Below are 24,670 nucleotides of genomic sequence, written 5' to 3'. Positions count from 1 at the left end.
CATGGCGGCGCCTGTCTGCCGCCGCAGGCACGCAGTTCCTAGACTCGCCGCAAGACAGCAACAAGACAGATTCCCCATGACGACCTACACCGTCGACAACGCCGCCGCCCTCGAGAACGTGCTGCCCGCCGTGCGCGAGGTCGCGCCCGAGATGGTCGGCCTGCGCCACCAGATCCACGCGCACCCCGAGCTGGCCTACGAAGAACACGTGACCAGCGAACTGGTGGCCACGCGCCTGGCCGAATGGGGCTACGAGGTGCACCGCGGCCTGGCCGGCACCGGCGTGGTCGGCACGCTGACATGCGGCAACGGCACGCGGCGCCTGGGCCTGCGGGCCGACATGGACGCACTGCCGATCCACGAAGCGACCGGCCTGCCCTACGCCAGCCAGGTGCCGGGCAAGATGCACGCCTGCGGCCACGACGGCCACACGAGCATCCTGCTGGCCGCCGCGCGCGTCATCGCGCAGGAGCGCAGCTTCGACGGCACGCTGCACCTGATCTTCCAGCCGGCCGAGGAAGGCCTGGGCGGCGGGCGCCGCATGGTCGAGGAAGGTCTGTTCGACCGCTTTCCCTGCGACGCCATCTTTGCGCTGCACAACATGCCCGGCTTTCCAGCGGGCAAGTTCGGCTTCAAGGAAGGCTCGTTCATGGCCTCGTCCGATTCGGTCACGATCACGGTGAACGGGCGCGGCGGGCACGGCTCGGCGCCGCACCTGTCGGCCGACCCGGTGGTGGCTGCGGCGCACATCGTCGTGGCGCTGCAGACCATCGTGTCGCGCAACGTCGATCCGCGCGAGATGGCAGTGGTCTCGGTGGGCGCGATCCACGGCGGCGACGCGCCCAACGTGATTGCCGACAGCGTGCAGATGCGCCTCACGGTGCGCGCCTACCGCCCGGAGATCCGCGCCATGCTGCGCGAGCGCATCACCGAGCTGGCGCAGGCGCAGGCCGCCACGCTCGGCGTGAAGGCCGAGGTGGACTACCACTGGCGCTACCCCGCGCTGGTCAACGACGAAGCATCGACGCGCTTCGCACGGCAGGTCGCACTCGACTGGCTGGGCGACGATGGCCTGCTGCCGGCGCTGGCGCCGCTCACGGGCAGCGAAGACTTCTCCTTCATGCTCGAGCGCTGCCCGGGCAGCTACCTGATCGTGGGCAACGGCGAAGGCGAGCACCACCGCACCGGCGGTTGCATGGTCCACAACCCCGGCTACGACTTCAACGACGCGATCCTCCCGATCGCGGCCAGCTACTGGGTGCAGCTGGTGCGGCGCTTCCTGAGCGCGAACGCCTGAGCAGGCCTTCTCTTTTCCCACTTTCCCGTACTGGAACCGCGATGACCCGTCTTCCTTCTTCCGTTTCACGCCGCGTGGCTTTGAATGCACTCGGCGCCGCCGCCCTCTGTGCCGCTGCACCCGCGCTCGCGCAGGGTACCTACCCGGCCAAGCCGATCAAGCTGCTGGTCGGCTACGCGCCGGGCGGCTCGGTCGACATGGCCGCGCGCGTGGCGGCGGACATTCTGTCGGCCAAGCTCGGCGCGACGGTGGTGGTCGAGAACGTGAGCGGCGCCGCAGGCGTAGTCGCGGCGCAGCGCGCGGTGAGCAGTGCGGCCGACGGCTACACGCTGCTGGTCGGCTCCAGCAACGAGATGGCGGCCACCGTGATGGTGAACCCGGCGCAGCGCTACGACCCGGTGAAAGACCTGACCCCGGTCAGCCTGCTCGCCGCCGCGCCCGTGCTGCTGGTGGCCGGGCCGAAGGTGGGCGTGAAGAACCTCGACGAGTTCATCGCGCTGGCCAGGCGCAACCCCGGCAAGTACAGCTACGGCAGCTCGGGCGTGGGCTCGACGCTGCACTTCGTGGGCGAGCAGATCAAGCAGCGCGCGGGCCTGTTCCTCACGCACATTCCCTACCGCGGCACCGCGCCGCTCACGAGCGACCTGGTCGGCGGCACGCTGGACTTCGCGATCGTGTCGCCCACTGCCGCGGCGCCCTTCCTCCAGGGCGGGCGGATCGTGCCGCTGGGTGTGTCGTCGGCCAAGCGCTTTCCCGGTTTGCCGCAGGTGCCGGCGCTCGGCGAGCATCCGCAGCTCAAAGGCTATGAGTTGAGCGGCTGGTTCGCGCTCGCGGGCCCGAAGGACCTGCCCGCGCCCGCCGTGCAAAGCCTGCGCGCAGCGCTGCAGGCCGGCCTGGCCGACCCGGCAATCCGCCGCCGGCTGGAAGAAGGCGGCTCCATTCCTGCGACGGGCAAGGAAGACCTCGGGCAGATCATGCGCGAGGACACGGCGAAGTACGCGACGCTGGTGAAGTTCGCCAACATGCGCGACTGACCCTCCGGCTGTTTCAGCGCGCGGGTTCGCCGCCCTGCCGCTCCTCCACCCACCACTTCGATTCCACGGCATTCATCGCACGCGCATTGGCGATCATCTCGTCGATCTGCGCGCGCGTGGCCGGCGAATCGACCATCCAGGCGGTCTGCACGGCATGCGCGGGACCGTCGGCGGCCAGCCGGTACTCCAGACAAAAACGAACCTCATTGCTCATCGGTGATCGAACCCTCTCTCTGCCACCGATTCTGTCCGAATCAAGTGAAACAGAACGCTTCTTCGATGCGTTGCAGCCACAGGAACCGATGGCGTTTTGAGGCCATTCGTTCACAATGATTGCACCGTTGTTGCAGCGGAAAGGAGTGTGAAATCATGTTCGACTTCTTGTTTCGGCCCACCCACACGGCCTATTTGAAACGTGCCTCGGCACTGCTCGAAGAGGCCCAGATGGCGCGCATCGAACACCAGGCTGCCGCAGAGCATCACAGCGCCCTCGCCCGCATGTACGCGGAACGTGCACGGCGGCTCGAGAACGAGCTGTACCGGCAACCGCGCGCCACAGAGCATGGAACCGAAGCGGTCGCGGTGGCGGTGGAAGACCGCCCGCAGCTGTATTCGCTGGATGGCAGCCGCAAGGCGACCCCGCATCCGGCCGGCAGCTGACGCCGGCCTGCGCGATCGCTTCGACGTCGCGTCCGGCGACAAGGGCGCGGCTGCGCCGGCGCGGTGATGTAATCCGGCTGTCCGGTCATCACCGCGAGAACCTCATGCGCCTCATTGCTGCCCCGCTGCTCGCCGCCTGCGCGGCCCTGGTCTTCTCCCCTGCCCACGGTCAGGCTGCCGCGCCTTACGACGGCCCGCTGTTCGACACCCACCTGCACTACAACCAGGAAGCCTGGGACGGCACCGCCGGCCCCTTCCCGCCCACCGAGGCGCTCGCGCGCATGCAGCGCAACCAGGTGAAGGCGATCATCGCGAACTCGCGGCCCAACGCCGGCACGCAGACCCTGGCCGCCGCGCGCGAGACACGCGCCGCCGGCGTCACCGTGGTGCCCTTCGTGCGCCTGTACCGCAACCGCGACGACTACAGCAACTGGTTCCGCGACGAGACCATCTACGAGATGGTGCAGACCGAACTGGCACGCGGCACGGCCAGTGGCCCCTACCGCGGCATCGGCGAATTCCACCTGTACGAAAGCGCCAACGCCAACGGCCCGGTGGCGAAGAAGCTGATCGCGCTGGCCGAAGAGAAAAAACTCGCCGTGCTCGCGCACGTGGACGACGTGGCCGTCGACCTGCTCATGGCGAACGCGCCGTCGAAGGGCCGATCGCTGCGCCTCATCTGGGCCCACACCGGCATCGGCGGCACGCCGGTCGAGCGCGTGCAGGCGATGCTGGAGCGCTACCCGCTGCTGATGGGCGAACTCTCGTACCGCCCGGGCCTGACCTGCGAAGGCGGGCGCCTGTGCCCCGAATGGCGCGCGCTGATCCTCAAATACCCGGAGCGCTTCATGGTCGGCTCCGACACCTGGGTCAACCAGCGCTGGAGCGCCTACGACGAGATCATGCGGGGCTACCGCACCTGGCTCGGCGACCTGCCGCCCGCCGTGGCGCAGCGCATCGCGTGGGGCAACGCGGCGGCACTGTTCGACATGCGCTGAGGCGGACCGGCGCAGGATTTTCTCAGGCTTCTTGATTGCGCAGCGCGACCACCTCGCGCAGCCGCTGGTGCGCGGCACCGTCCCACACCACGGGCTGCTGGTTCTTCGCGCACAGGTAGTGGTGCGTGAACACGCCCAGGTACGCGTCCAGCGTCTGCTGCGCCGCGTGCTCGCCTGCGAGGTCCATGCACATCGCGGCCACCTCGCTGGTGCAGAAATGATCGTCGCGGCCCGAGTTGCGCAGCTTGTACTGCGTGATCTGCTCCGGCTGCAGGCTCAGCACCGGCAGCCGGTCGAGGTACGGGCTGCGGCGAAACATCTTGCGTGCCTCGCCCCAGGTGGCGTCGAACAGGATGAACAGCGGGCGTTTCGCGGCGCCGCCATCGGCCCCATCTGGCGACGAAGGAACGACGCTGAGCACCACGCGCTCGGGCGCCGCGTACTGCCCCGGGAACACCACGTAGGGCTGCCATTGCGGGTCGTTCAACAGCGCCAGCAGCGCGGGATCGGTCTGGGTGCGGGCCCAGCCGAAGGCGAAGGTGTCGGCCACCACATCGGCCACCAACCACCCCGTGTTGGTCGGCTTGAGCGGCTCGATGTCGGCCATGAGCAGGCACACCCCCGCGCGCGTGGCCACCGGCGGCCGCACGGCGCACATGCAGTGGCTGGGCACGAGGCGGCAGCCCGCACAGCGCTCGCGCTTGAAACCGCCACGGGCAAGAAAGGGCTTGGCACTGCGCGCCAGGCGCTCGGCGCGAAGGAGGGAGACGGCATGAGGCATGCGGCGATTCTCGGTGGACCGCATGCGCAGCTGAATCGCTAGACCAGCCGCAGGTCCTTCACCGCCGCCCCGCCAAACACCTTCGCCACCTGCGCCGGCGACAACCCGTACATGCGCTGGAACAGCCCGCCCAGCACCGCCCGGTACTCGTTGAGCACCGGGTAGTCGCGGTTCTGGAACAGCGTGGCCTGCGTCAGCGGCTGCTGTTCGCCCACGACGCGCCCGCCCGCCTGCGCGGCCAGGCCGCCGCCGAGCACCCAGTACACGGTGCCGTGACCGTGGTCGGTGCCGCGGTTGCCGTTCTCGCGGAAGGTGCGGCCGAACTCGCTGACCACGACCACCACGGTCTGGCGCCAGGCGGTGTCGCCCATCTCCTGCGCGAAGCCGGCCACGCCGCGACCGAGTTCTTCAAAACGGTTGGCCAGGTAGCCCTTGGCTGCGCCCTGCCCCACGTGGGTGTCCCAGCCGCCGACGTCGACGAAGCCGATGTCGAAGCGATCGCGCATCAACAGCGCCATGCGGCGCGCGACCTGTTCGAAGCCCTTGGGGCTCATGGCATTGCGGCTGGCGGCCTGCATCTCGGCCTGCATGGCGCGCACCACCTCGTCGCGCACCTGAAAACCCTCGGCCACGGGCTGGGCGAGCGCGGTGTTGCGGTACATCGACGCGATGATCTGGCTCTGCCGCGCATCGACGCCCGGCCGCGCGACGCCCGCGAGCGCCATGTTGGCGGCCTTGGCGTCGTCGCCGCGCAGCACGATGGGCAACTGGTCGGTGAAGGCGATAGGCGAAACGTCGACCAGCGGCCCGGCGCCGAGCACGCCGGCCAGCCGGTTGAGAAAGCCCGAGCGGTAGTCGCGCTGCGCGCTGTCGGGCGCCACGCCGAGCTCGATGGCGTCCTGCGTCTCGAAGTGGCTGCGCGTGAGGTCGTCGGTGCCGGCGAAAGCGATGAAAGACGCCTGCTTCTGCTGGAACAGCGGCAGCACGCTCTGCGCGAGCGCAGGGTGCAGGCCCCAGTCGGCGTCCAGCGGCAGCGCGCCGTCGGGTGTACCGGGCCGGGGGATGGCGATGTTGGGGCGCGAGGCGTAATAGAAGTCGGCGTTGCCGGTGGGCACCAGCAGGCTCGTGCAGTCGTACGCGCCGCGCAGGAACACGACGAGCAGCTTGGTGCCCTGCGCAGCGGGCGCGGCGGCCACGCGTGCGGCGGCGCCGGCGAAGGGTGTGGCGGCGATGAGTTGCAGCAGGTGTCGACGTTGCATCACAGGAATCCTTTCTTCTTGCCTTACCCCTTCCCCCTCTGGGGGAAGGTTGGGATGGGGGCTCGACGGCGCTGGCATTCATCGCTGTGCTTCAGCGAGCGCCGCGTGCCCCCACCCCTGCCCTCCCCCAGCGGGGGAGGGAGAAAAACCAAATGCCTTGCTCCTTCCCCTTCCGGGGGAAGGTTGGGATGGGGGGTCGGCGGCGCTGGCATTCATCGCTGTGCTTCATCGAACGCCGCTGGCCCCCACCCCTGCCCTCACCCAACGGGGGAGGGAGAAAATCAAATCACCGCCGCATCAGCTCGGGCGATGCGAGCAGGAAGGTGTTCCACTCCGGCGGGTTCTTCGCCTGCGCGAGCGCCTGCTGCGTGTCGGCGCTCAGGCCAGGTTGCAGCGCGCGCACGGCGAGCGACTCGGCAAGCGGCGGAAACGGCGGTTTCTCGAGCGGTGCCTTGTCGTCGGTGCGGAACAGCACGGCGCCGCTCATGCCGATGGCGCGCGCCACTTCGAACCGCGTGTTCATCTGCCCCGCGCTGGCCCAGGCGGCTTCGTTGAGCGGGTAGCCGTCGGGCGTCTCGTGGGCGTACAGGGTCTCGCCCATGCGGTTGATCCAGCCGATCATCGGCTGCGTGTTGAGCACCACGCGCTCGTCGTAGGCCAGCCGCACGCCCGCCACCACGTAGTGCACGGGATCGCGGAACTTGCGGCCCAGCGAGGCCGCGAACTCGCGCGATTCGAACAGCGTCTGCAAGGTGGCGGCGATGTCGCCGTCGCTGCGCGTGAAGGAGGCAGCCATGCGCTCGACCAGCGCGGGCGGCGGCTCGTCGGCCACGAAGTACACGGCGAGCTTGCGCGAGATGAAGCGCGCGGTGGCCGGCGCGCGCGCCAGACGGTCGAGCGCCTCGTCGGTCTCGGCCAGGCCGCGTGACTGGATGGGCTGGCCCAGCAGGGTCTTCGGTCCGTAGTCGTGCCGGTTCGGGTGGAATTCGAAGAGGCCTTGGCGCACGTAGTCGGCGCGCACGGCCGCACGCACCGCGGGCGGTGGCACATCGGGCGGCTGCACGCTGACGCCAACGCCGGTCAGCACGCGCGCCAGTTCCTGCACGTCAGCCTGCGTGTAGCCGCCGCCCACGCCAAGCGTGTGCAGCTCCATGAGTTCGCGCGCGTAGTTCTCGTTGATCCGGTTGGCGCCGTTCTGTGCGTTGTCGAGGTAGCGCAGCATCGCCGGATGCCGCGCGGTGGCGCCCAGCAGGTCGCGGAACTTGCCGAGCGCGTGCGGGCGGATCGCGTTCTCCTCGTAGTCGCCGACCATCGCGCGCACCAGGTCCTTGCGGATGCTGACGTTGAAGTGGTTCATCCAGAACCAGGTCATCTGCTCCTGCAGCTGATTGGGCGCGTACAGCGCGCGCAGCAGGAAACGCTGCTGCGCCTCGCGTGCGAGCGTGTTGAGTTCCTGCTGGTAGGCCGCGAGCGCAGCCGTCTTTTCTGCGTCATCGGTCAGCGCGACGGCGGCCTTGCGGCGCGCGTCGAGCGCGAAGACGAGCTGATCGAGCGGCGTGCGCGAAACGGCCATGGCGTCGATCTGCGCCTGCGCCGCCGCGGGCAGCGGACGCGGCGCGGGGCGCAGCTGGCGGCCCATCCAGCGCGGCAGGCCGTCGCGCGAAAGTTCGGCCTGGCTGCTGGCGTTGGCGCCCCAGCTCACGCGATCGAGCCAGCGCAGCTGCGCGGCGGGCGTGTCGGCCGCATGGCCCAGCGCCGTGAGCGGCGGGCCTTCGGGGCGCAGCAGGCCGGTGGAACAGGCAGTGAGCGACAGCACGGCGGCCAGCGCCACGGCGATCGCGCGTGAACGGTGCAGCTTCGGGAACAACGGCATGCGGCTCATCATGAACCGATCAACCGCCGCGCGATGTAGGCGGTTGACCGACCTCGGCCGTGCGCAGGTAAAGCTGAGGGTCAGCTTCGTTTCAAGGCGAAACGAGCGCGTCTGTCAGGCTGTCGCGACGCGGCTGGGCTCCGCGCCCGCGATCTGCCGCAGCGCGCGCTCGAACACCTCGACCGGCTGGCCGCCGGAGATCAGGTGCTGGTCGTTGATGATGATCGCGGGCACCGAATGGATGCCGGCGTCGGTGTACATGCGCTCGCGTTCGCGGGTTTCGGCCGCGAACTCGTCGCCGGCCAAAATCTCGCGGGCCCGCGCCGCATCGAGCCCTGCCTCGGTCGCCGCACGCACCAGCACCTCGGGGTCCGAGGGGTTCTGGCTGTCCGTGAAGTAGGCCTTCAGCAGCAGCTTCTTCAGCGCCACCTGCTTGGCCGGGTCTTCCAGCTCGGCCCAGTGCAGCAGCCGGTGGGCATTGAAGGTGTTGTACACGCGGGGCCGGCCGCCGGGGCTGAACTCGAAGCCGACGGCCGCGCCGCGCTGGCGGATCGCCTCGCGGGCCTGCGCCTGCTGCTCCTGCGAGGAGCCGTACTTCTGGTTCAGGTGCTCGAAGGTGTCCTGGCCTTCGGGCGGCATCTGCGGGTTCAGCTCGAAGGGCTGGAAGTGCAGCTCGGCCGACACCTCCGGCGCCACCCGTTTCAGGGCAGCCTCGAGTGCGCCAAGGCCCACGGCGCACCAGGGGCAGGAGACATCGGAAACGAAATCGATCTTGAGATGAGCGGTCATGGCGCCATTCTTCATGGCGCCACAACCCCTTTGTGCGCGCGGGGTCTTCAGCTCAGGCCACCGCCTTGCGGCGTTCGCGGTCCGTGCGGGCGCTGGCCATCGTCTCTTCGCGCAGGCGGTCGTACTCGGCCTTGTCGACCGGCACGGCATTGGGGTCGCCCAGGTCGCGCATGTGGATGCGGTAGGTTTCGCGGGCGCTCATGGCGGCCAGCGCGGCGAGCACGGTCACTGCGAAGGTGATGGCGCCGACCGTGAACCACACGTTGGTCGAACCCGGAGGCGCCACGGCGGCGAACAGCGCGGGCAGCAGTGCGGTGAAGGTGGTGCCGATGTTCTGCGAGATGGCCATGGCCGACACGCGGTTGCGGGTGCGGAACAGCTCCGGGTAGAAGCTCGGGAAGGTCGCGTTGTAGCCCTGGTACACGATGCCCCACATCAGCAGCGACATGCAGATGGCCAGCGGCACGTTCTTGATGCTGATGGCATACAGGTACACGAACGAGAGCAGGCCCGAAGCGAGCGCGCCCACGATGATCGGCGGCTTGCGGCCGATGCGGTCCGACAGGTTGCCTACGAACGGAATCACCAGCACGGCCAGGATGTTGCCCAGCACGGGAATCCACAGGTACACGTCTTTCTGGAAGCCGATGCCGTAGGCGGCCTGCACCGCGTAGGCGGCGCCGAACACGGTGGCGACCACCGGAATCACGTTCATCAGCGCCATGCAGACCACGCGCAGCATGTCGGCCCAGCTGTCGGTGAAGGCCTGGACGATGGGCGACTTCGCCACTTCGCCCTTCTTGTCGACCTCGGCAAAGGCCGGCGTCTCGTCGACCTCGCGGCGGATGATGTAGCCGGCCACGATCACGAGGAAGCTCAGCAAAAACGGAATGCGCCAGCCCCACGAGTTGAAGGCTTCCTCAGGCATGTAGTGCGCGAGCGGCAGGAACACGGCAGCCGCCAGAATCTGGCCGGCCTGCACGCCCTGCAAGGTGAAGCTCGCGAAGAAGCCGCGGCGCCCGAAGGGTGCGTGCTCCAGGATCATCGAGCTGGCGCCCGAGATTTCGCCGGCCACCGCAAAGCCCTGCACCAGGCGCAGCAGCACCAGCAGCGCGGGGGCCAGCAGGCCGACCTGATCGTAGGTGGGCAGCAGGCCCACGGCCACGGTCGAGAAACCCATCAGGAACATGCACAGCACCAGCACCTGCTTGCGCCCGTGCGTGTCGCCCCAGTGGCCGAGCACGAAGGCGCCGATGGGGCGCGCCACATAGCCCACGCCGTAGGTCGCGAGCGACGCAATGATGGCCGTGGTCGGGTCGCCCTTGGGAAAGAAGATCTGCGGAAAGATCAGCGCCGCGGCGGTCGCGTAGATGAAGAAGTCGTAGTACTCCAGCGCCGAGCCGATCCAGCCGCTGGCGGCGGCTTTCTTCGACTGGTGCCTGCCTTGCGGCTCTTTGGCGGATGTGTTGGCCATGGGTTGTCTCCAGGGGTGTGACTAAGGTGACGGATGCGAGGGGAAAAATCAGTCTTGTTGCTGCTGTGGCTGTGGCTGCTGCTGCTGTGCTTGCGACGCCATGCGCGCGGGTGCGTTGAGCGCGCCGTAGGCGTCGTAGCCGCCCATGCGCTGCGCGACCTCGAAGAAGAGGCCGCCTTCGAAACTCTCGGTGTAGATGTGCAGGTAGTCGCCCGTCGCCGAGCGGTCGAACAGCACGCCCGCTTCGCGCATGCGCGCCAGCAGCTCGGGCGCCACGTCGATGCGCGTGGCCAGGTCGTCGTAGTAGTTGTCCGAGATCGGCACGAAGCGCGTGCCATTGGCGCGCAGCTTGGTCACCGTTTCGAAGATGTCGTCGCAGTCGAGCGCGATGTGATGCACCGCGCCGCCGCCGGTCACGCTCAGCGTGCGCGCGGTGCGCGTGCGCTGGCTCAGCGACACGTTCAGCACCAGCCGCAGGCTGCGGTCGGCATTGGCCACGCCGCGGCTGCGAATCAAGCCGAAGGGGTCGGCCAGCTCCAGGCTCTCGCCGGGCTCCAGGCCGAGCACGGCGCGCGTGAACAGCACCCAGGTGTCGAGCTGGTCGAGCGCCAGGCCCAGCGCGACGTGGTCGATGCGCGTGAGGCCGGCATCGCGGTCGTCGGGCCCCGCGTCCTCGAGGATGAAGTCGGTCTCGTACAGCCCGTTGGCGCCCAGCGCCTCGGGCACGAAATGGATCAGGTTGCCGCCCGGCGCCACGATGGCCGGCACGCGCAGTTCGTTGGGCCCGACCGGGCTGTCGTGGCGCAGCGAGCGCATGGCGGTCGCGCGGCCCACGGCGGCGAGCGGGTCGGCGCAGCGCACGCCCAGCGCGCACACCGAGGTGCCGTGCGCCTCGAAACGGCGGCGCGCAAACGAATCGGGCTGCGCGTTGACGATGAAGTGGATGCCGCCCTGGCGGTACAGCGTGACGGCCTTGGAGCGGTGGCGGCCGACACGGCGGCAGCCCAGCTGCCCGAGCAGCGCGTCGAGCGAGACGGCCGAAGACTCGTCGGCCGCGAACTCGATGAACGACAGGCCAGAGAGCACCGGCGCGGGCGGCGGGTTGAACAGCTCCACGCGCTGCGGCTGCACGGGTGCATCACTGGCGGCGAGCCGCTCGCGCGTTTCGCTTTCGAGGTACAGCAGCGAGCGCATCGCATCGACGGCGGTGCGGCGGTTCGGTGTCTCGCGGAAGATGTCGTTGAAGATCTCCAGCGACAGCGGCCCGGTGTAGCCCGCGCGCAGCACCTGCTCGAAGAAGCCGGTCACGTCGAAGTCGCCCTGCCCCGGGAACGAGCGGTGGTGGCGCGCCCACTGCAGCACGTCCATCGACAGCAGCGGCGCGTCGGCCATCTGCACGAAGAAGATCTTTTCGCCCGGAATCGCGGCGATGCCCGCCGGATCGTCCTTCAGCGACAGCGTGTGAAAGCTGTCGAGGATCAGCCCGAGGTGCGGGTGATCGGCGCGCTGCACGATGTCCCAGGCCTGCGCGTAGCGCGAGGTGTGGCGGCCCCAAGCCAGCGCCTCGAAGCCCACGCGCAGGTTGCGGCGCGCAGCGCGCTCGGCCAGTTTGTGCAGCTGGGCCGCGGCGCGGGCCGGGTCGTTCACCGACAGCGGCGAGGTGTTGGAGCAGCACAGCACCAGCGGCGCGCCCATGGCTTCCATGAGGTCGAACTTGCGTTCGGCGCGCTCCAGGCTGCGCTGGAACTGCGCCTGCGGCATGCCTTCGAAATCGCGGAACGGCTGGTACAGGTCGATAGCCAGGCCCAGGTCGGACGCGATGCAGCGCAGCTCGGCGGCGGTGCCGCGGAAGTTGACGAAGTCGGCTTCGAACAGCTCGATGCCGTCGAAGCCCGCCGCCGCGATGGCTTCGAGCTTCTGACGGAGGGTGCCGCTGAGCGAGACGGTGGCAATGGCGCGGTGCATGGGATGGACTGTAGAAAGAGCCCAGGCGCGCCACAACGCAAATCAGCCCCTCTTGATCGATGATCGCACGCCATCGATCATCATTCGCACGAAATAGGGGTTACACCTAGCCCGCGCGAGGGTGCGGGCCGGATGTTTTTTTAGAGGCTGCGCCAGTAATCGATCAGCATCTGCGCGAACTCGACCGGCCGCTCCACCGCGCTCAGGTGCGCGGCGTCGATGGTCGCCAGCCGCGAGCCCGGAATCTGCGCCACCATGGCTTCGGACATCGCCAGCGGCGTGGCCTCGTCCTGCAACCCGCCGATCACCAGCGTGGGCGTGGCGAAGCGGCGGTTGCTGTCGCGGAAGTCGATGGCGGCCACGGCATTGCAGCTCTCGATGTAGCCCTGCGCGTCGGTGCGCACCAGCGTGTCGTGCAAGGTGCGCGCCGCCAGTGCGCCTTCGGGCGTGCCGGCATATGCGGGCGTGAGCCAGCGCGCCACGGCACCGGGTGCGATGGCGGCCACGCCCTTGGCGGTCACGGTTTCCGCGCGCAGGCGCCACGGCGCCTGGTCGGGGTAGTGGGCGGCCGAATTGGCGATGACCACGGACTTCAGCAACCCGGGGTGCCGCACCGCCAGCGCCTGCGCGGTCATGCCGCCCATCGACAGGCCGACGAAGTGCACGGGCTCGCCGCCCGTTTCGCGCGCAATGAGGTCGGCCGCGTCCTGCGCCAGCGTTTCGACGCGCAGCACGCCGGGCACCACCTCGGAGCCGCCGTGGTTGCGGTGGTCGTAGCGGATCACGGTGTGGGCGCGCGCGAGCTGCGCGGCCACGCCGTCCCACATGTGCAGGTCGCAGCCGAGCGCATGGCTGAGCACGACGAAGGGGCCTTCGCCTTCGCGCACGACATTCAGGCGGGGGGTGGAAGTGGTCATGGGGTGGAGTCCTTCGTCGATGAGGAGGGGGAGGATGGAGAAGCAGGTTGCGGGAGACGCGGCAGCCACAGGAATGCAATGGCCAGCAGCACGGTGCCGGCCATCAGCATCGGCACGACCATCGGCCAGACGCCGTAAGAAAAACTTGTGTCGACGAACAGCGCGGCAACCTGCCCCACGCAGAACGCGACCATCATCATGCCGAAACCGGACCACGACACGGCCCGCCCCGCCAAGTGCGGCAGGTCGCCCGCGGCGCCGGCCTGCCCGCAGGGCTGGTGGATGCCGTGGCCGAGGCAGTACACGGCGTGGCCCGCCAGCAGCGGCACGGCGCTGAGCGGCATCAGCCAGCAGCCCAGCGCCTGGATGACGGCGCCCGTGATGCTCAGTACGGCACCGAGCCGCACGGTGCGCATCGGCCCGAAGCGGCGCAGCAGGCTGCGGCACATCGTGGTGCTGAAGATATAGACCAGCGAGCCGCCGGCCGGAATCCAGCCGTACCACGCAGGCGACCATCCGAGGTAGCCGATGTAGACCATCGGCGAGAGCAGCAGGAAGCAGAACAGCCCGCCATAGGTGGTCGCCGCCACCGAGGCCCAGACGCGGAACGCGCGGCTCGCGAACACCGCGCGCGTGCTGCCGCGCGGCGCGGACGATTCGCCCGTCATCGGTCGGCGCGTTTCATCGAACGAGCGCCAGCACAGCGCGAACAGCACCGCTGCATAGAGCGCCATGGAAACCATCACCCAGCGCCAGCCCGCGCCCTGCACGAGCCACGCGCCGAGCAGCGGCGCCATGAGGCCGACCACGCCCAGCCCCGTGAGTCCCCGCGCCATGACGTGCGGGCCTTCGTGCGCGGGGTACAGGTCGCGCACCGCGGCACGCGCGCACACGAGGATGGCCGCCATCGAAAATCCCTGCAGCGTGCGCCAGCCCGCGAGCACCGCCACGCTGCCCGCGAACGCGCCGCCGAAGGCCGCAATGGCATAGCAGCCCAGGCCCGCCAGCAGCACCGGCCGGCGGCCGAAGCGGTCGGCCAGCGGGCCGCACAGCAGCTGTGCAAAGCCGAAGGCCAGCACGAACAGCGTGAGGCTGGTGCTGGCCGAGCCCAGCTCCTTCGCGATGGCGGGGAGCGCGGGCAGATAGCTGTCGGTGGCCACCGGTTGCGCGGCCAGCAGCAGCGGCAACAGCAAGGTGAAACTGACGTCGAACCGGCCCTTCTTCGGGGCGACCGGCGCGTTCACTGCGCCGCGGATGGAGCGGACGAAGCGAGCGTTGCGGGCAGCAGGCCCTTCTCGCGCAGGATGTTCGTCGCGATGCCGAAGGCGTGGTTGGCCACCGGCACGCCGCAGTAGATGGCGGCCATCATGATCACTTCCTTGATCTCGTCAGGCGTGAGGCGCGACTCGGGCGGGCCGTCGAGCGCGGCGCGCACGTGCATCGCGAATTCTTCGTAGGCATGGATGCCCAGCATCATCGACAGCACCATGAAGCGGCGCGTCTTGTCGCCCAGCGCGGGGCGGCCCCAGATGTCGTTCCACGCGTGGCGCGTGATGAGTTCCTGGAACTCGGCGTTGAAACCGTTGCGGTTGGCGAGCGACTTGTCGACCCAGGCGTCGCCGAGCACGCGGCGGCGGTTGACGAGGCCGTCTTCGTAGGGATTGCTCGGATTTTCGGGCGCGGTCATGGCGAGAGTTCCTTGTGCGATGAGAGTTGGGCTTGCAGGGCTTTCACCTCTGCCACAGCGGTCTGGCCGGCGCTCACGGCAAGCGCAGGATCGAACCATTCGTCGGCCGCATCGCGCGGCAGCTCGGCACGCAGCCGGTCGATGTTGGCGCGCATGCGCGCCGCATCGACCTGCAGGCCGGGCAAGGCGCCGGCCATGGCGCGCACGCTGCCGTGCGCCGACATCAGCAGCTGCGGCCACTCGGCCAGTTCGGCCTGCCAGGCGCCGAGCGCGCGTTCGTGCTGTTGCGGCATCGCGCCAAGCAAGGCGGCCACGCGCTGCGGCGCGCGGTGCGCGGCGGCGATGGCCACCATCGAGGCCACGGGGTTGCGCTTGTGCGGCATCGCCGACGAGCCGCCGCGCCCGGGTTCGCTGGGCTCGGCGACCTCGGCCACTTCGTACTGGCCGAGCAAGGAGATGTCGACCGCGACCTTGCCGAGGCTGCCCGTCATCAGGCCGAGTTCGCAACCGAGCGCGACCCATTCGTCGCGCTGTGTGTGCCACGTCGCACCGGGGTCGCCCAGGCCGAGTTCCTTGGCCATGCGCTGGCGCACCGCGGCGCCCTGCCCCTTCATCTGCGCCAGCGTGCCGACGGCGCCGCCGAGCTGCAACTGCAGCGCGTGCTTCGCCGCGGCGCGCAGGCGCATGCGGCTGCGCACCAGCGGCGCGGCCCAGCCGGCGCACTTGAAGCCGAAGCTGGTGACCGAGGCCGGCTGCATCAGCGTGCGCGCGAGCATCGGCGTCTCGGCGTGCTGCACGGCCAGGCGCAGCAACGCGTCGGCGGCCTTGGCGAGATCGGTCTCGACGAGCGCGACGGCCTCGCGCGTGACCAGCGCCATCGCGCTGTCGATCACGTCCTGGCTCGTGCTGCCGAAGTGCACGAAGGGCGCAGCCTCGGCATTGAACAGGCCCACCGCTTCGCGCAGTGCCTTCACCAGCGGAATGGCGACGCTGCCCGCGCGTCCGCTCTCGCGCACGATCTTGGCCACGTCGAACAGCTCGACCTTGCAGCTGCTGACGATCGAATGCGCGGCGCTCTCGGGAATCAGACCCTCGGCCGCCTGCGCGCGCGCGAGCGCGGCCTCGAAGCGCAGCATGGCGTCGACGAAAGCGCGGTCGCTGAAGGCGCCCAGCGTTTCGGAGGTGGAAAGGAAGCCTTCAAAAATGCTCATGCGTGTTCCGGTGTTTTCAGTATTTCAGTTGCGCGACGGCGCGCAGTTCTTCGGGCGAGGCCGTGCCGAAGCCGAAGAACTCGAGGTAGGCCGGGATCATTTCGAACAGCATGTCGGTGCCGACCTGTACCTGGCAGCCCTTGGCCTTGGCGGCCTGCAGCAGCGGCGTGTACTCGGTCTTCATGACGACCTCGCCGACGAAGGTGTCGGGGGCGATGCGGTCCACGTCGAAAGGCAGCGGGTCGGTGTCCTTCATGCCCAGCGGCGTGGCGTTGACGACGATGTCGAAGCCGGCCGGGTCCTTCGAGCCCGTGGTGACCTTCATGTGCGGGTAGTGCTCGCGCAGCCGTGCGGCCAGTGCCTGCGCGGAGGCGTCGCTCATGTCGAACAGCATCAGCTCGGCCGCACCGGCAGCGGCAATCGACGCCGCAATGGCCGAGCCCACGCCGCCCGTGCCCGACACCAGCACCCGCGTGCCCTTGAACAGGCGGCCCTTGCGCTCCACGCCGCGCACGAAGCCCGCGCCGTCGAACTGGTCGCCCAGCAAGCTGCCGTCGGGCCGCTTGAGCACGGCGTTGCAGGCGCCCGCGACGCGCGCAGTGGGCGTGACCTCGTCGACCAGCGACATCGTCGTCACCTTGTGCGGCATCGTGACCAAGGCGCCGCGCAGGTTCGAGAACCTGAAGATCTGCGCGAGCGACACCGCGTAGTCCTCGGGCTTCACGCCCATCGGCACGACCACCGCGTCGATGCCCTGCTTGTCGAACCAGGGGTTGTAGATCATCGGCGCCTTGAAGGCTTCGGTGGGATAGCCGATGTGGGCGATGAGCGTGGTCTTGCCGGAAATCATGAGAGTCGTTGGGTTCAGGAAGGTGCGGGCTCAGGCCACGCTCGGAGATTGGTAGCGCAATGGCGTTGCGATCTCGGCGTGCATCGCCGGCGGGTAGATGAGCTCGCGCAGAAAGTCGGCGTCGGCCTGCATCGCATCCGCCGCGTCGAGGTGGCCGAAGTAGCGGAAGTAGTGCGGCATCTGCTGCACCAGCATCTCGAAGCCGGCCTGCGCATTGAGCCCGCGCGCACGCGCCGCGCGCACCAGCGGCGTGGGCTGGTTGCGCAGCAAGATGTCGAACAGCGCCGCGTGCGGTTCCATGCGCGCCACATCGAGCGGCAGCGCGTCGTCTTCGGCCAGGCCCAGCGGCGTGGCGTTGATGACAAGGTCGTAGCCCTCGGGCGCGTTGCTGTCGACCGCGACCACGGTCGCATCGAAGAAGGCGTCGAGCTTGGCGGCCACGCCCGCGGCCTTGCCGGAGGCGGTGTCGAAGAAGGCGATGTGCTCCGCGCCGTTCACCGTGCCGCCTTCGGCCAGCGCCACGCCGATGGCCGCGGCGCTCACGCCCGCGCCGAGGATCAGCACGCGCTTGCCGCGGAACGGCACATTGCAGCGGTCGAGCGCGCCGATCAGGCCTTCGCCGTCGAACAGGTCGCCTTCGAGCTGGTCGCCCTCGGTGCGGCGCACCACGTTGACCGAGCCCGCCACGCGGCCGAACAGGCCGCAGCCGTCGAGCAGGTCGACCACGCGCGGCTTGTGCGGCGGCGCAATCACCATGCCGCGCACGTTGCGCGCGAGAAAGGCCGACTTCATGAACACCGCGAAGTCGCGCACCGGCACCTGCATGGGCACCAGCACGGCGTCGATGCCGTGGCGCGCGAAGGCGGCGTTGAACATGCGCGGCAGCCGCACATTGCGCACCGGGTCGCCGGGGATGAGGTAAACCTGGGTGCTGCCAGTGATGAATGGGCTCATGGGCGTGCTTCCGTTCGTCAATCGCTCGTTTCGGGGCGGATCAGCGGGCTTTATAGACCCTTCGCGAGCGGTGTGCTGGCACATGAGCCACCAAACGCTCGATCATCGATCTTTAAAGTTCGTCAATCGATCGAATTACGGGTTTTCACTTAGCCATTCGGGCGCCGCCGCGACGCCCGACGCGGGCACACTTCCGCCCATGACCCCCACCAGCCCCGACGACTCGACGCCGCCCGCCGGCCTGGACAAGCGCGACTGGATCGCCGGGCTGGAGCGCGGCGTGAGCATCATCGAGGCCTTCGACGACGCCAACCCGCGCCTCACCGCCAGCCAGGCCGGCCAGCGCACGAACATGACCCGCACCGCCGCGCGGCGCTACCTGCTCACCCTGCAGCACATGGGCTACGTGGCGAGCGACGGCAAGCTGTTCTGGCTCACGCCGCGCGTGCTGCGGCTGGGGCAGTCGTACCTCGAATCGGCCCGCTTGCCGCGCGTGGTGCAACCTTTTCTGCAGCGCGTGGCAGCCGGCACCAACGAGATCGCCTACCTCAGCGTGATGGACGGCGACGAGGTCGTCTACATCGCCCGCAACGGCCCCAACCGCAGCATGAGCACCGGCTACGTGCTCGGCGCGCGCGTGCCGGCGCAGGTGACGGCCTCGGGCATGCTGATGCTGGCGCTGCGCAGCGACGCCGAGCTGAACGAATGGCTCGCCATGCGGCAGCTCACGGTGTTCACCTCGCACACCATCGCGAGCATGGAGCGCATGAAGCTCGAGCTGGCGCGCATCCGCGCCCAGGGCTGGGCGCTGTCGGAGCAGCAGCTCGACCTGAACTCCCGCGGCATCGCCGTGCCGCTGCGCGACCGCCACGGCACGCTGGTGGGCGCGCTCAACATCACGATGCCGATGGGGCACGAGAGTTCGGAAGACGCGGTGGCCCGCGTGCTGCCGGTGCTGCGCGAGACGGCGCAGGCGATGCGCAACCTGATCTGACGAACTGACAGCATTCCGACAGCATCCGACCGGCAGGATGCGGGCTCTTATCCAAAAAACACTGGAGACAAGCCATGTCCGACCGCTTTCCGACCGATACCCACACCCGCCGCCACTGGCTCCAAGCCGGCGGCGCCCTCACCCTCGGCGGCCTGCTGCCTTCGATGGCCTCGGCGCAGGACGCCTGGCCCAGCAAGTCGGTGCGCTTCGTCGTGCCCTTCGCACCGGGTGGCAGCTCCGAGATCGTGGCGCGCTCCACCGCCGCCGAGCTGTCGCGCACGCTGGGCCAGAGCGTGTTCGTCGACAACAAGCCCGGCGCGGCCGGCAACATCGCGATGAGCGAGGTCGCGCGCGCCACCGACCAGCACACGCTGATCCTGGGCCACATCGGCACGCTGGCAGTCAACCCGTACATCTTCGCCAAGCTGCCCTACGACGCGAACAAGGACTTCAAGCCCGTGAGCCTGCTGGCCAAGGTGCCCAGCCTGTACGTGGTGCACCCCGACGTGCCGGCGAAGAACCTCAAGGAGTTCGTCGCGTACGCCAAGAGCAAGCCGGGCAAGCTGAGCTACGGCTCGGCCGGCAACGGCAGCGCCGGTCACCTGGCCTTCGAGTACCTGAAGATGACGGCCGAGGTCTTCATGCTGCACGTGCCCTACCGCGGCACCGGCCCGATGGTGACCGACCTGCTCTCGGGCCGGCTCGACGCTTCGGCCATCGGCGCGGCGGCGATCATTCCATTCATCAAGTCCGGCAAGGTGCGCTGCATCGCGACCGGCTCGGCCAAGCGCCTGGCGCAGCTGCCCGACGTGCCGACCGTGGCCGAGCAAGGCTTCCCCGGCTTCGAGATGACGCAGTGGTACGGCATGCTCGCGCCCGCCAGCATCACGCCCGCGCAGATGGCCAAGCTCTCCGCCGAGACGATGAAGGCCGTGAAGTCGCCCGACTCGATGCAGCGGCTCACGGCCGATGCGGCCGAGGCCGTGGGCGGCACCCCGGAGCAGTTCGCGCAGTTCATCACTGCCGAGCAGAACCGGTGGCAGAAGGTCATCGCAAGGGCAAACATCAAGCCGGATTGATTGACTGGCACGACGAAGAACAAACTTCGTCCAGCACAGCCGCAGGTCGTAGTTCGCGTCGTCGTAGCCCGTGTTGGTGTACTCCGGCACCCAGAACTTCTTGGGGTCGTGGTTGTCTTCGTGATACCGGCAGTTGCGCCTCCAGGCCTTGTCGCCTATCTGGAGCGGCCGGGTTCGGCTCCTTCGCACCTTCGGGCATGACTGCCGCATCGACCTGCTCGGGCGATGAAATTCGCCAGCCCCTTGACGCGTGTCGCGGGGGTCACCGCGCGACGGGTGGCGTCTTCCGAGAAGACCCGACTGCCTGCCCTGGCTGCACAGATCGATCAGGCTGTCATCGGTTCCTGTGGCTCCTTCTCGGCGGGCCGACGGTTCTGGGTCAGGCGTGTCTCGTCCGCGCCCGCATACACACGGCGATACCGCAAGTAGCCGGCCCCCCACGCATACCATTCGCGCCCTTCCGTGAAATCGGGCGCGTACTCGCCCGTGGTCAGGTACAGGTTGACCCATCGCTCCTGGCGGCGTGTCAGCCCGGCCGGCGCTCCACCTCTGGGTGGATCGATCCCCGTGCGTGCCTCGTCCGCCTTTTTCTTGCGGGCCACCAGTTTTTCGAGTTGCGTCTTGAACTCGGCCGCCTCGGGCCCGGTGAGCTTGAACCATGCATGCGAATCGTGCACGCGGTCCTCGAACAGCTTGCTGGTGAGCACCGGCTCGTTCCAGTACGGCTCGATGCGCCCCCACTCGCCCACCCGCTCCGAATCGATGCCGGGCACGTTGTCGACTTCGCGCGGTGTGCCATCCGGGCTGTTGCGGCCGCTGATCCGCTTCTTTTTCTTGAGCCAGGCTTCGAAATCTTCCACTTCCTTGACGAACTGCTCGTCGGCCGACTTGAGGTCCGCCCGGTCTGGCTCCGAAGCGCGCAAGACGAACGGCATCGTGGCCGCGTGACCAGCCCAGGACTTGCGCCATTGGATGAACAGCTTGCGCTGCTCTGCCATGACATCGCGCAACATACCTTCCTTGACCTGGCATACGGCAAGGTAGGCGTTGAAATCACGGATCAGTTCCTTGGCGACCATGAACTGCGCCTTGATGACTGGACGTGCAAGCTCCAGTTTGAGGGGCACGCCCAGTATTCGCGCCTCACGGTACATAAGGGCAAGGGAAATGCGCGAGAGCATGTCGTCGCCTTTGGGATGGACTCCCTTGCCCTGCTCCGTCGGCATGTAGCCTCCGCCGATGTCCGAGTGCATGCCGGGACACACCCACTCCCGAGAATTCTCAGGCAACGTATTGCCGACGTGAATGGAATCCGACGGGAAGCTGCGACGGAACTCGTGCGCGGCCACGATGTGCAGGCAGGGCACCTCCGCCGGAATGCGCATTGAGGCGTCCGCATCGGCCCATCCGCCATGCCCGTCGGCGAACAGCGACGAGGCCGCTACACCGACCGACGCGACCGTATCGAACAATCCCAGGAAGTCGAAGGTCACCGGGAACGAGGCCAACGTCGGCCCTGTCTGCCCGCGAAGCTCTGCATCGATCTGGCACATCGCCAGGAACCAGTTGACGAAGACCCGTGCCTCGGCTGCTCCCCGCGAAAAGCCGAATGCGCTGACGAAGATGCGTTGCACCCGACCCGGATCGATCTTGCTGCACTGGCCGGTTTCGGGGTCGATCATGTGCGGCTTGACCGACTCGTGCAGCTTGTCGAGCATCGCCTCCAGCGTGCGGCGATTCTTGTTGTCGCGTTGGCGCCGGTCGGCAGGACCTTTACCTGCCTCCAGCAGTTCCTCGCGTCCGAGGTCGAAAGCCTCGCAAAACTTCAGCACTTCTTCGGTGGAGAACAGGCCTGGTCCGTTGCCGCTTCGGGTGAGGTAGCGGTAGACGCAGTTGAGCGCTTGCGCCAACGCCCACAGGATGCGGCGCTCGCCGTAGAGCGCCGTGGCGTTGCCCAGCAGCGCGTCCTTGCCGGTGCCGCTGTCGTCCACCTGCGTGAAGGGCGTCCCCACGCCCGGCACATACACCTTGAAGAACTGCTGGTAGTTGTCGGGGTTCGTGGTCCACTGCGCATCGGGGTCGGCTGGCACCCCGGGCACATGCTGGCCCGGATAGGCACCGTACAGGCGCGCGACGTTGGAGTGCGTGTGATCCTTTTCTCTGGTGCTGCGATCGTAGTTGTTACGCGTGCCGTCGAAGAAGAAACCCATGAAGAGATTCACGTCACAGGACTTGCCGGGCTGGCCGATGGGGCGCAACTCCCGACCTATCTCGTAATTTCTCTTGATGCGTTCACTCTGTTCCTTTCCGAAAAATCGTTCTCGATCTAATAGGTCTGAAAAAGCAAGCTCATCAAGAGAAGAAATGAGCTGCGCAGTCATGGCTTAACCTTCATGAGCTGCTCGATTTTTTCGCGAGAGTACTGCAGTGATTTTTCCTTCCACTGACGTTCGTGGATGAGAAATGCCGGGTCGGTTGGACCAGTAAACATCTGCAGCTCTTTGGGAGGCCGTTTTTGCTTTTTCTCTTCCAAGTAGAAATCCCACGTCTTTTTGAGAGACGTCAATGGGTCCTGATTGAACTCACCTATGGACTTCTCACTTGCTTTGAGACTTTCCTGCGCCAACCGCATATCTCGGTCCCACAACTCCTGCTGGAAAGCCAATGAAGGCTTGGGCCACCCCTTGATTTTCCCCGGCCACTCGTCACCGTTGGGTCGATAGGCAGTCGAAACCACCCCCACCGTGCCATCGGGATAGTTGATGAACCACACATCCCCCGCCTTGCCGCTCTTGTCGTAAGGCGGCAAATCGACGATGAAGGTCTGGCGCGGTCGATAGTCGCGCGCCTTGTTGTCGTAGCTCTGCAGGACCACGCCCACCTGGATGCCAGGTGCCCAGGTCTTCGGCACGTTGTAGCAACAGATCACGCCTCCTGCGGAAAACGGACCGATCTCTTCGGAAGCGACCACGGTCTGCTTTGGGTCCTTGGGGTCGAACAGCCGGTAGCGGATGTCCTGGTCGGTGTAGTTGACGCCGCTGACCGAGGCCGGAACCGTGTCGGCGCGGCCAAGAGCACAACCACTGGTGGCCAGTGATGCAAGAAGCGCGAAGGAAAGTAGCCAATTTCTGAGAATCATCTGTCGTTCCTGTTGCGACAAGCTAAGTACGAAAAGCGCGAGGCGCTTCTTTGCAGTGTTGTTCGGAAAGCATGGTCATGGCTTTATCTTCATTAGGCGGTCGATCTTCTCTTGCTGCCACGCCACGAGCCTCTCCGTCGTTTCTTTTTCCTCTGCAAAGAATGCGGGATCGTCTGGCCCTGAGAATGGCTTTAGTTTGTGCCTGAATGCATGGCTCTTTGAGAGCCAATCCCACTCTTCCCTCAGGTACTTTTTCGGGTCATTCTTCAGTCTTTGCAGCGAACTTGTGCTCGACGTCAACCCTTCCTGCGCCAACCTCATATCCCTCTCCCACAGCTCCCGCTGAAAAGCCAAAGAAGGCTTGGGCCATCCCTTGATCTTCCCGGGCCACCCATCGCCGTTGGGTCGGTAAGCGGTTGAAACCACCCCCACCGTGCCATCGGGATAGTTGATAAACCACACATCCCCCGCCTTGCCACTCTTGTCGTAAGGCGGCAGATCAACGATGAAGGTCTGACGTGGCCGGTAGTCGCGCGCATTGTTGTCGTAGCTCTGCAGAATCACACCGACCTGAATGCCAGGCGCCCAGGCCTTCGGTACGCCGTAACAGCACAGCACGCCTCCGGCGGCAAATGGGCCAATGTCTTCGGAGGCAAGTGTGGTCTGCTTCGGATCCTTGGGGTCGAACAGCCGATAGTGGATGTCCTGGTCGGTGTAGTTGACGCCGCTGACCGATGCTGGAACCGTGTCGGCACGGCCGATGGCGCATCCTGTCGCAGCCAGGGATGCAAGAAGCACGAGGAAAAGAAGGGGCCAGTTCTTGAAAAGCATCTGTTTGTTGTTCCTGCTGCGATGGATGAGCTAAGCCATCAAGGTGCGTAGCGCTTCATGGTCCGGGCGGACGCTGCGGCTGAGTTCGGGCTGCTGCCAAAACACCTCGCACAGTCTCATCCGTTGCGCCACCGTGTCGACCTGCATGGCGTTGGCTGCGGCGAGCCCGCATGTCGCAAGCGCGTGCAAGGCCGAGGGCGAATGCTTCGCTTCGTAGGTTGGCGAGAGCTGCAGCAGGTTCGCGATCATTTCGTCCGCTTCGCTGCCGGCAATGAGCGCCGCGCATTGATCACCATCGAGTACCGGCGCGCAAGGAGCCAGGGATGTGGAAGCGGCCGTTTGCCCGGATGCAAGGAAAGTGCTCCAGCTCGCGTCGCGCCGACAGAAATGCCAGGTGGCGCCGGGACCGCAGAACGCCATCTGCTGCAACGGTGACAGCGCAGCCAGCACATCCGGCAGGCGGCGCGTGTCAGGAAAGCGCAGCACGAAATACTGACCGTCGGCATTCACGATGCACCAGGGGCTCAGACGTTCGAACAGCGATTCGAGCGATTCGACCGAGCGGATAAAGCTGAGCATCGGCAAGCCATTCGTCAGCTGCAGCACACGATCGAGCAAGGACCTCTCGACGGCGTCGATGTTCAGCAGCATCGGTGAATGCCGGATCGCCTCGTCCGAAGCGCCGGGCATGTCCTCGTAGAGCGACCGGCAAGAGCCGGAGCCCAGGTGACTCTTGAGCAACTGATGGCATTGCGGAGCGAAGGCGCAATCGATCAAGGCGTAGCGAAATCCCTCAGTACCCGCGGCAAGAGAGCCGTCGTCCGCAAACAGGGCGTCGATCCATCCGGGCGCGTGCTTGTCGATCAGGTTCATCGTGC

General features: G+C 67.4%; 23 protein-coding genes. 6 read left to right on the top strand and 17 right to left on the bottom strand.

The window, feature by feature from the left end; translation table 11 throughout:
* Window positions 1-76: 76 nt before the first annotated feature.
* On the top strand, window positions 77-1,297 hold the full coding sequence (locus RZE79_RS11900; RefSeq protein WP_319360561.1) for a M20 aminoacylase family protein: 1,221 nt from the start codon (window positions 77-79) through the stop codon (window positions 1,295-1,297).
* A 41-nt stretch (window positions 1,298-1,338) separates the two neighbouring features.
* Window positions 1,339-2,331: a tripartite tricarboxylate transporter substrate binding protein gene (locus RZE79_RS11895; protein WP_319360560.1), complete on the top strand. Its 993-nt coding sequence runs from the start codon at window positions 1,339-1,341 to the stop codon at window positions 2,329-2,331.
* A 13-nt stretch (window positions 2,332-2,344) separates the two neighbouring features.
* Here RZE79_RS11895 and RZE79_RS11890 read toward each other — a convergent pair whose 3' ends face one another.
* Entirely contained in the window at window positions 2,345-2,545 is a 201-nt protein-coding gene (locus tag RZE79_RS11890; RefSeq protein ID WP_319360559.1) for a hypothetical protein, read from the bottom strand.
* A 155-nt stretch (window positions 2,546-2,700) separates the two neighbouring features.
* Here RZE79_RS11890 and RZE79_RS11885 point away from each other — a divergent pair, with 155 nt between their 5' ends.
* Complete coding sequence (locus RZE79_RS11885) at window positions 2,701-2,991, top strand: hypothetical protein (RefSeq protein WP_319360558.1); 291 nt, start codon at window positions 2,701-2,703, stop codon at window positions 2,989-2,991.
* A gap of 104 nt (window positions 2,992-3,095) precedes the next feature.
* The gene (locus RZE79_RS11880) at window positions 3,096-3,989 is read left to right on the top strand and encodes an amidohydrolase family protein (protein WP_319360557.1); all 894 of its coding nucleotides are present in this window, start codon (window positions 3,096-3,098) and stop codon (window positions 3,987-3,989) included.
* 22 nt (window positions 3,990-4,011) lie between these two features.
* Here the strand turns inward: RZE79_RS11880 and RZE79_RS11875 are convergent, their stop codons facing one another.
* From RZE79_RS11875 to RZE79_RS11820, 12 genes are all read right to left on the bottom strand, one after another.
* A complete protein-coding gene (locus RZE79_RS11875) occupies window positions 4,012-4,770 on the bottom strand; it encodes a tRNA-uridine aminocarboxypropyltransferase (protein ID WP_319360556.1) in 759 nt (252 codons plus the stop codon).
* A 38-nt stretch (window positions 4,771-4,808) separates the two neighbouring features.
* The gene (locus tag RZE79_RS11870; RefSeq protein WP_319360555.1) at window positions 4,809-6,029 is read right to left on the bottom strand and encodes a DUF1501 domain-containing protein; all 1,221 of its coding nucleotides are present in this window, start codon (window positions 6,027-6,029) and stop codon (window positions 4,809-4,811) included.
* 286 nt (window positions 6,030-6,315) lie between these two features.
* The gene (locus RZE79_RS11865; protein ID WP_319360554.1) at window positions 6,316-7,902 is read right to left on the bottom strand and encodes a DUF1800 domain-containing protein; all 1,587 of its coding nucleotides are present in this window, start codon (window positions 7,900-7,902) and stop codon (window positions 6,316-6,318) included.
* Between the two features lie 114 nt (window positions 7,903-8,016).
* Window positions 8,017-8,691, bottom strand: a complete 675-nt coding sequence (locus RZE79_RS11860; RefSeq protein ID WP_319360553.1) for a DsbA family oxidoreductase — start codon at window positions 8,689-8,691, stop codon at window positions 8,017-8,019.
* A gap of 52 nt (window positions 8,692-8,743) precedes the next feature.
* The gene (locus tag RZE79_RS11855; protein WP_153284885.1) at window positions 8,744-10,165 is read right to left on the bottom strand and encodes an MFS transporter; all 1,422 of its coding nucleotides are present in this window, start codon (window positions 10,163-10,165) and stop codon (window positions 8,744-8,746) included.
* Between the two features lie 48 nt (window positions 10,166-10,213).
* Window positions 10,214-12,130: a TIM barrel protein gene (locus tag RZE79_RS11850; RefSeq protein ID WP_319360552.1), complete on the bottom strand. Its 1,917-nt coding sequence runs from the start codon at window positions 12,128-12,130 to the stop codon at window positions 10,214-10,216.
* A 140-nt stretch (window positions 12,131-12,270) separates the two neighbouring features.
* Window positions 12,271-13,047, bottom strand: coding sequence for an alpha/beta fold hydrolase (locus RZE79_RS11845; RefSeq protein ID WP_319360551.1), 777 nt, complete (start codon window positions 13,045-13,047; stop codon window positions 12,271-12,273).
* Window positions 13,044-14,291: an MFS transporter gene (locus RZE79_RS11840; protein ID WP_319360550.1), complete on the bottom strand. Its 1,248-nt coding sequence runs from the start codon at window positions 14,289-14,291 to the stop codon at window positions 13,044-13,046. The genes RZE79_RS11845 and RZE79_RS11840 overlap by 4 nt, the downstream gene beginning before the upstream one ends.
* Window positions 14,288-14,734 (bottom strand): carboxymuconolactone decarboxylase family protein, encoded by a 447-nt coding sequence (locus RZE79_RS11835; RefSeq protein ID WP_319360549.1) that lies wholly within the window; start codon window positions 14,732-14,734, stop codon window positions 14,288-14,290. Before RZE79_RS11835 ends, RZE79_RS11840 begins: the two co-directional genes overlap by 4 nt.
* A complete protein-coding gene (gene pcaB, locus RZE79_RS11830; RefSeq protein ID WP_319360548.1) occupies window positions 14,731-15,945 on the bottom strand; it encodes a 3-carboxy-cis,cis-muconate cycloisomerase in 1,215 nt (404 codons plus the stop codon). The genes RZE79_RS11835 and pcaB overlap by 4 nt, the downstream gene beginning before the upstream one ends.
* 16 nt (window positions 15,946-15,961) lie before the next feature.
* The gene (locus tag RZE79_RS11825; protein WP_319360547.1) at window positions 15,962-16,795 is read right to left on the bottom strand and encodes a shikimate dehydrogenase; all 834 of its coding nucleotides are present in this window, start codon (window positions 16,793-16,795) and stop codon (window positions 15,962-15,964) included.
* Window positions 16,796-16,825: 30 nt separating this feature from the next.
* Entirely contained in the window at window positions 16,826-17,749 is a 924-nt protein-coding gene (locus RZE79_RS11820; RefSeq protein WP_319360546.1) for a shikimate dehydrogenase, read from the bottom strand.
* Between the two features lie 199 nt (window positions 17,750-17,948).
* Between RZE79_RS11820 and RZE79_RS11815 the strand changes: the two genes are divergently transcribed.
* Both RZE79_RS11815 and RZE79_RS11810 read left to right on the top strand, forming a co-directional pair.
* Window positions 17,949-18,743 (top strand): IclR family transcriptional regulator C-terminal domain-containing protein, encoded by a 795-nt coding sequence (locus tag RZE79_RS11815; RefSeq protein WP_101493738.1) that lies wholly within the window; start codon window positions 17,949-17,951, stop codon window positions 18,741-18,743.
* 74 nt (window positions 18,744-18,817) lie between these two features.
* The gene (locus RZE79_RS11810) at window positions 18,818-19,822 is read left to right on the top strand and encodes a tripartite tricarboxylate transporter substrate binding protein (RefSeq protein WP_319360545.1); all 1,005 of its coding nucleotides are present in this window, start codon (window positions 18,818-18,820) and stop codon (window positions 19,820-19,822) included.
* A gap of 326 nt (window positions 19,823-20,148) precedes the next feature.
* On the opposite strand, the gene RZE79_RS11805 is transcribed toward RZE79_RS11810, so the two are convergent.
* From RZE79_RS11805 to RZE79_RS11790, 4 genes are all read right to left on the bottom strand, one after another.
* A complete protein-coding gene (locus RZE79_RS11805) occupies window positions 20,149-22,203 on the bottom strand; it encodes a DUF2235 domain-containing protein (RefSeq protein WP_319360544.1) in 2,055 nt (684 codons plus the stop codon).
* Complete coding sequence (locus RZE79_RS11800) at window positions 22,200-22,961, bottom strand: DUF3304 domain-containing protein (RefSeq protein WP_319360543.1); 762 nt, start codon at window positions 22,959-22,961, stop codon at window positions 22,200-22,202. The genes RZE79_RS11805 and RZE79_RS11800 overlap by 4 nt, the downstream gene beginning before the upstream one ends.
* A gap of 75 nt (window positions 22,962-23,036) precedes the next feature.
* Window positions 23,037-23,792 carry a DUF3304 domain-containing protein gene (locus tag RZE79_RS11795; protein WP_319360542.1) on the bottom strand — a complete coding sequence of 252 codons (756 nt, stop codon included), beginning with the start codon at window positions 23,790-23,792 and terminating at the stop codon, window positions 23,037-23,039.
* Between the two features lie 30 nt (window positions 23,793-23,822).
* Window positions 23,823-24,665: a DUF4123 domain-containing protein gene (locus RZE79_RS11790; protein ID WP_319360541.1), complete on the bottom strand. Its 843-nt coding sequence runs from the start codon at window positions 24,663-24,665 to the stop codon at window positions 23,823-23,825.
* Window positions 24,666-24,670 lie beyond the last annotated feature (5 nt).

The organism is Variovorax sp. EBFNA2 (assembly GCF_033802765.1).
Taxonomy (GTDB): Bacteria; Pseudomonadota; Gammaproteobacteria; order Burkholderiales; family Burkholderiaceae_C; genus Variovorax; species Variovorax paradoxus_H.
Note: the sequence above shows the minus strand (reverse complement) of the source record. Positions and strands in the feature narration are given on the sequence as shown.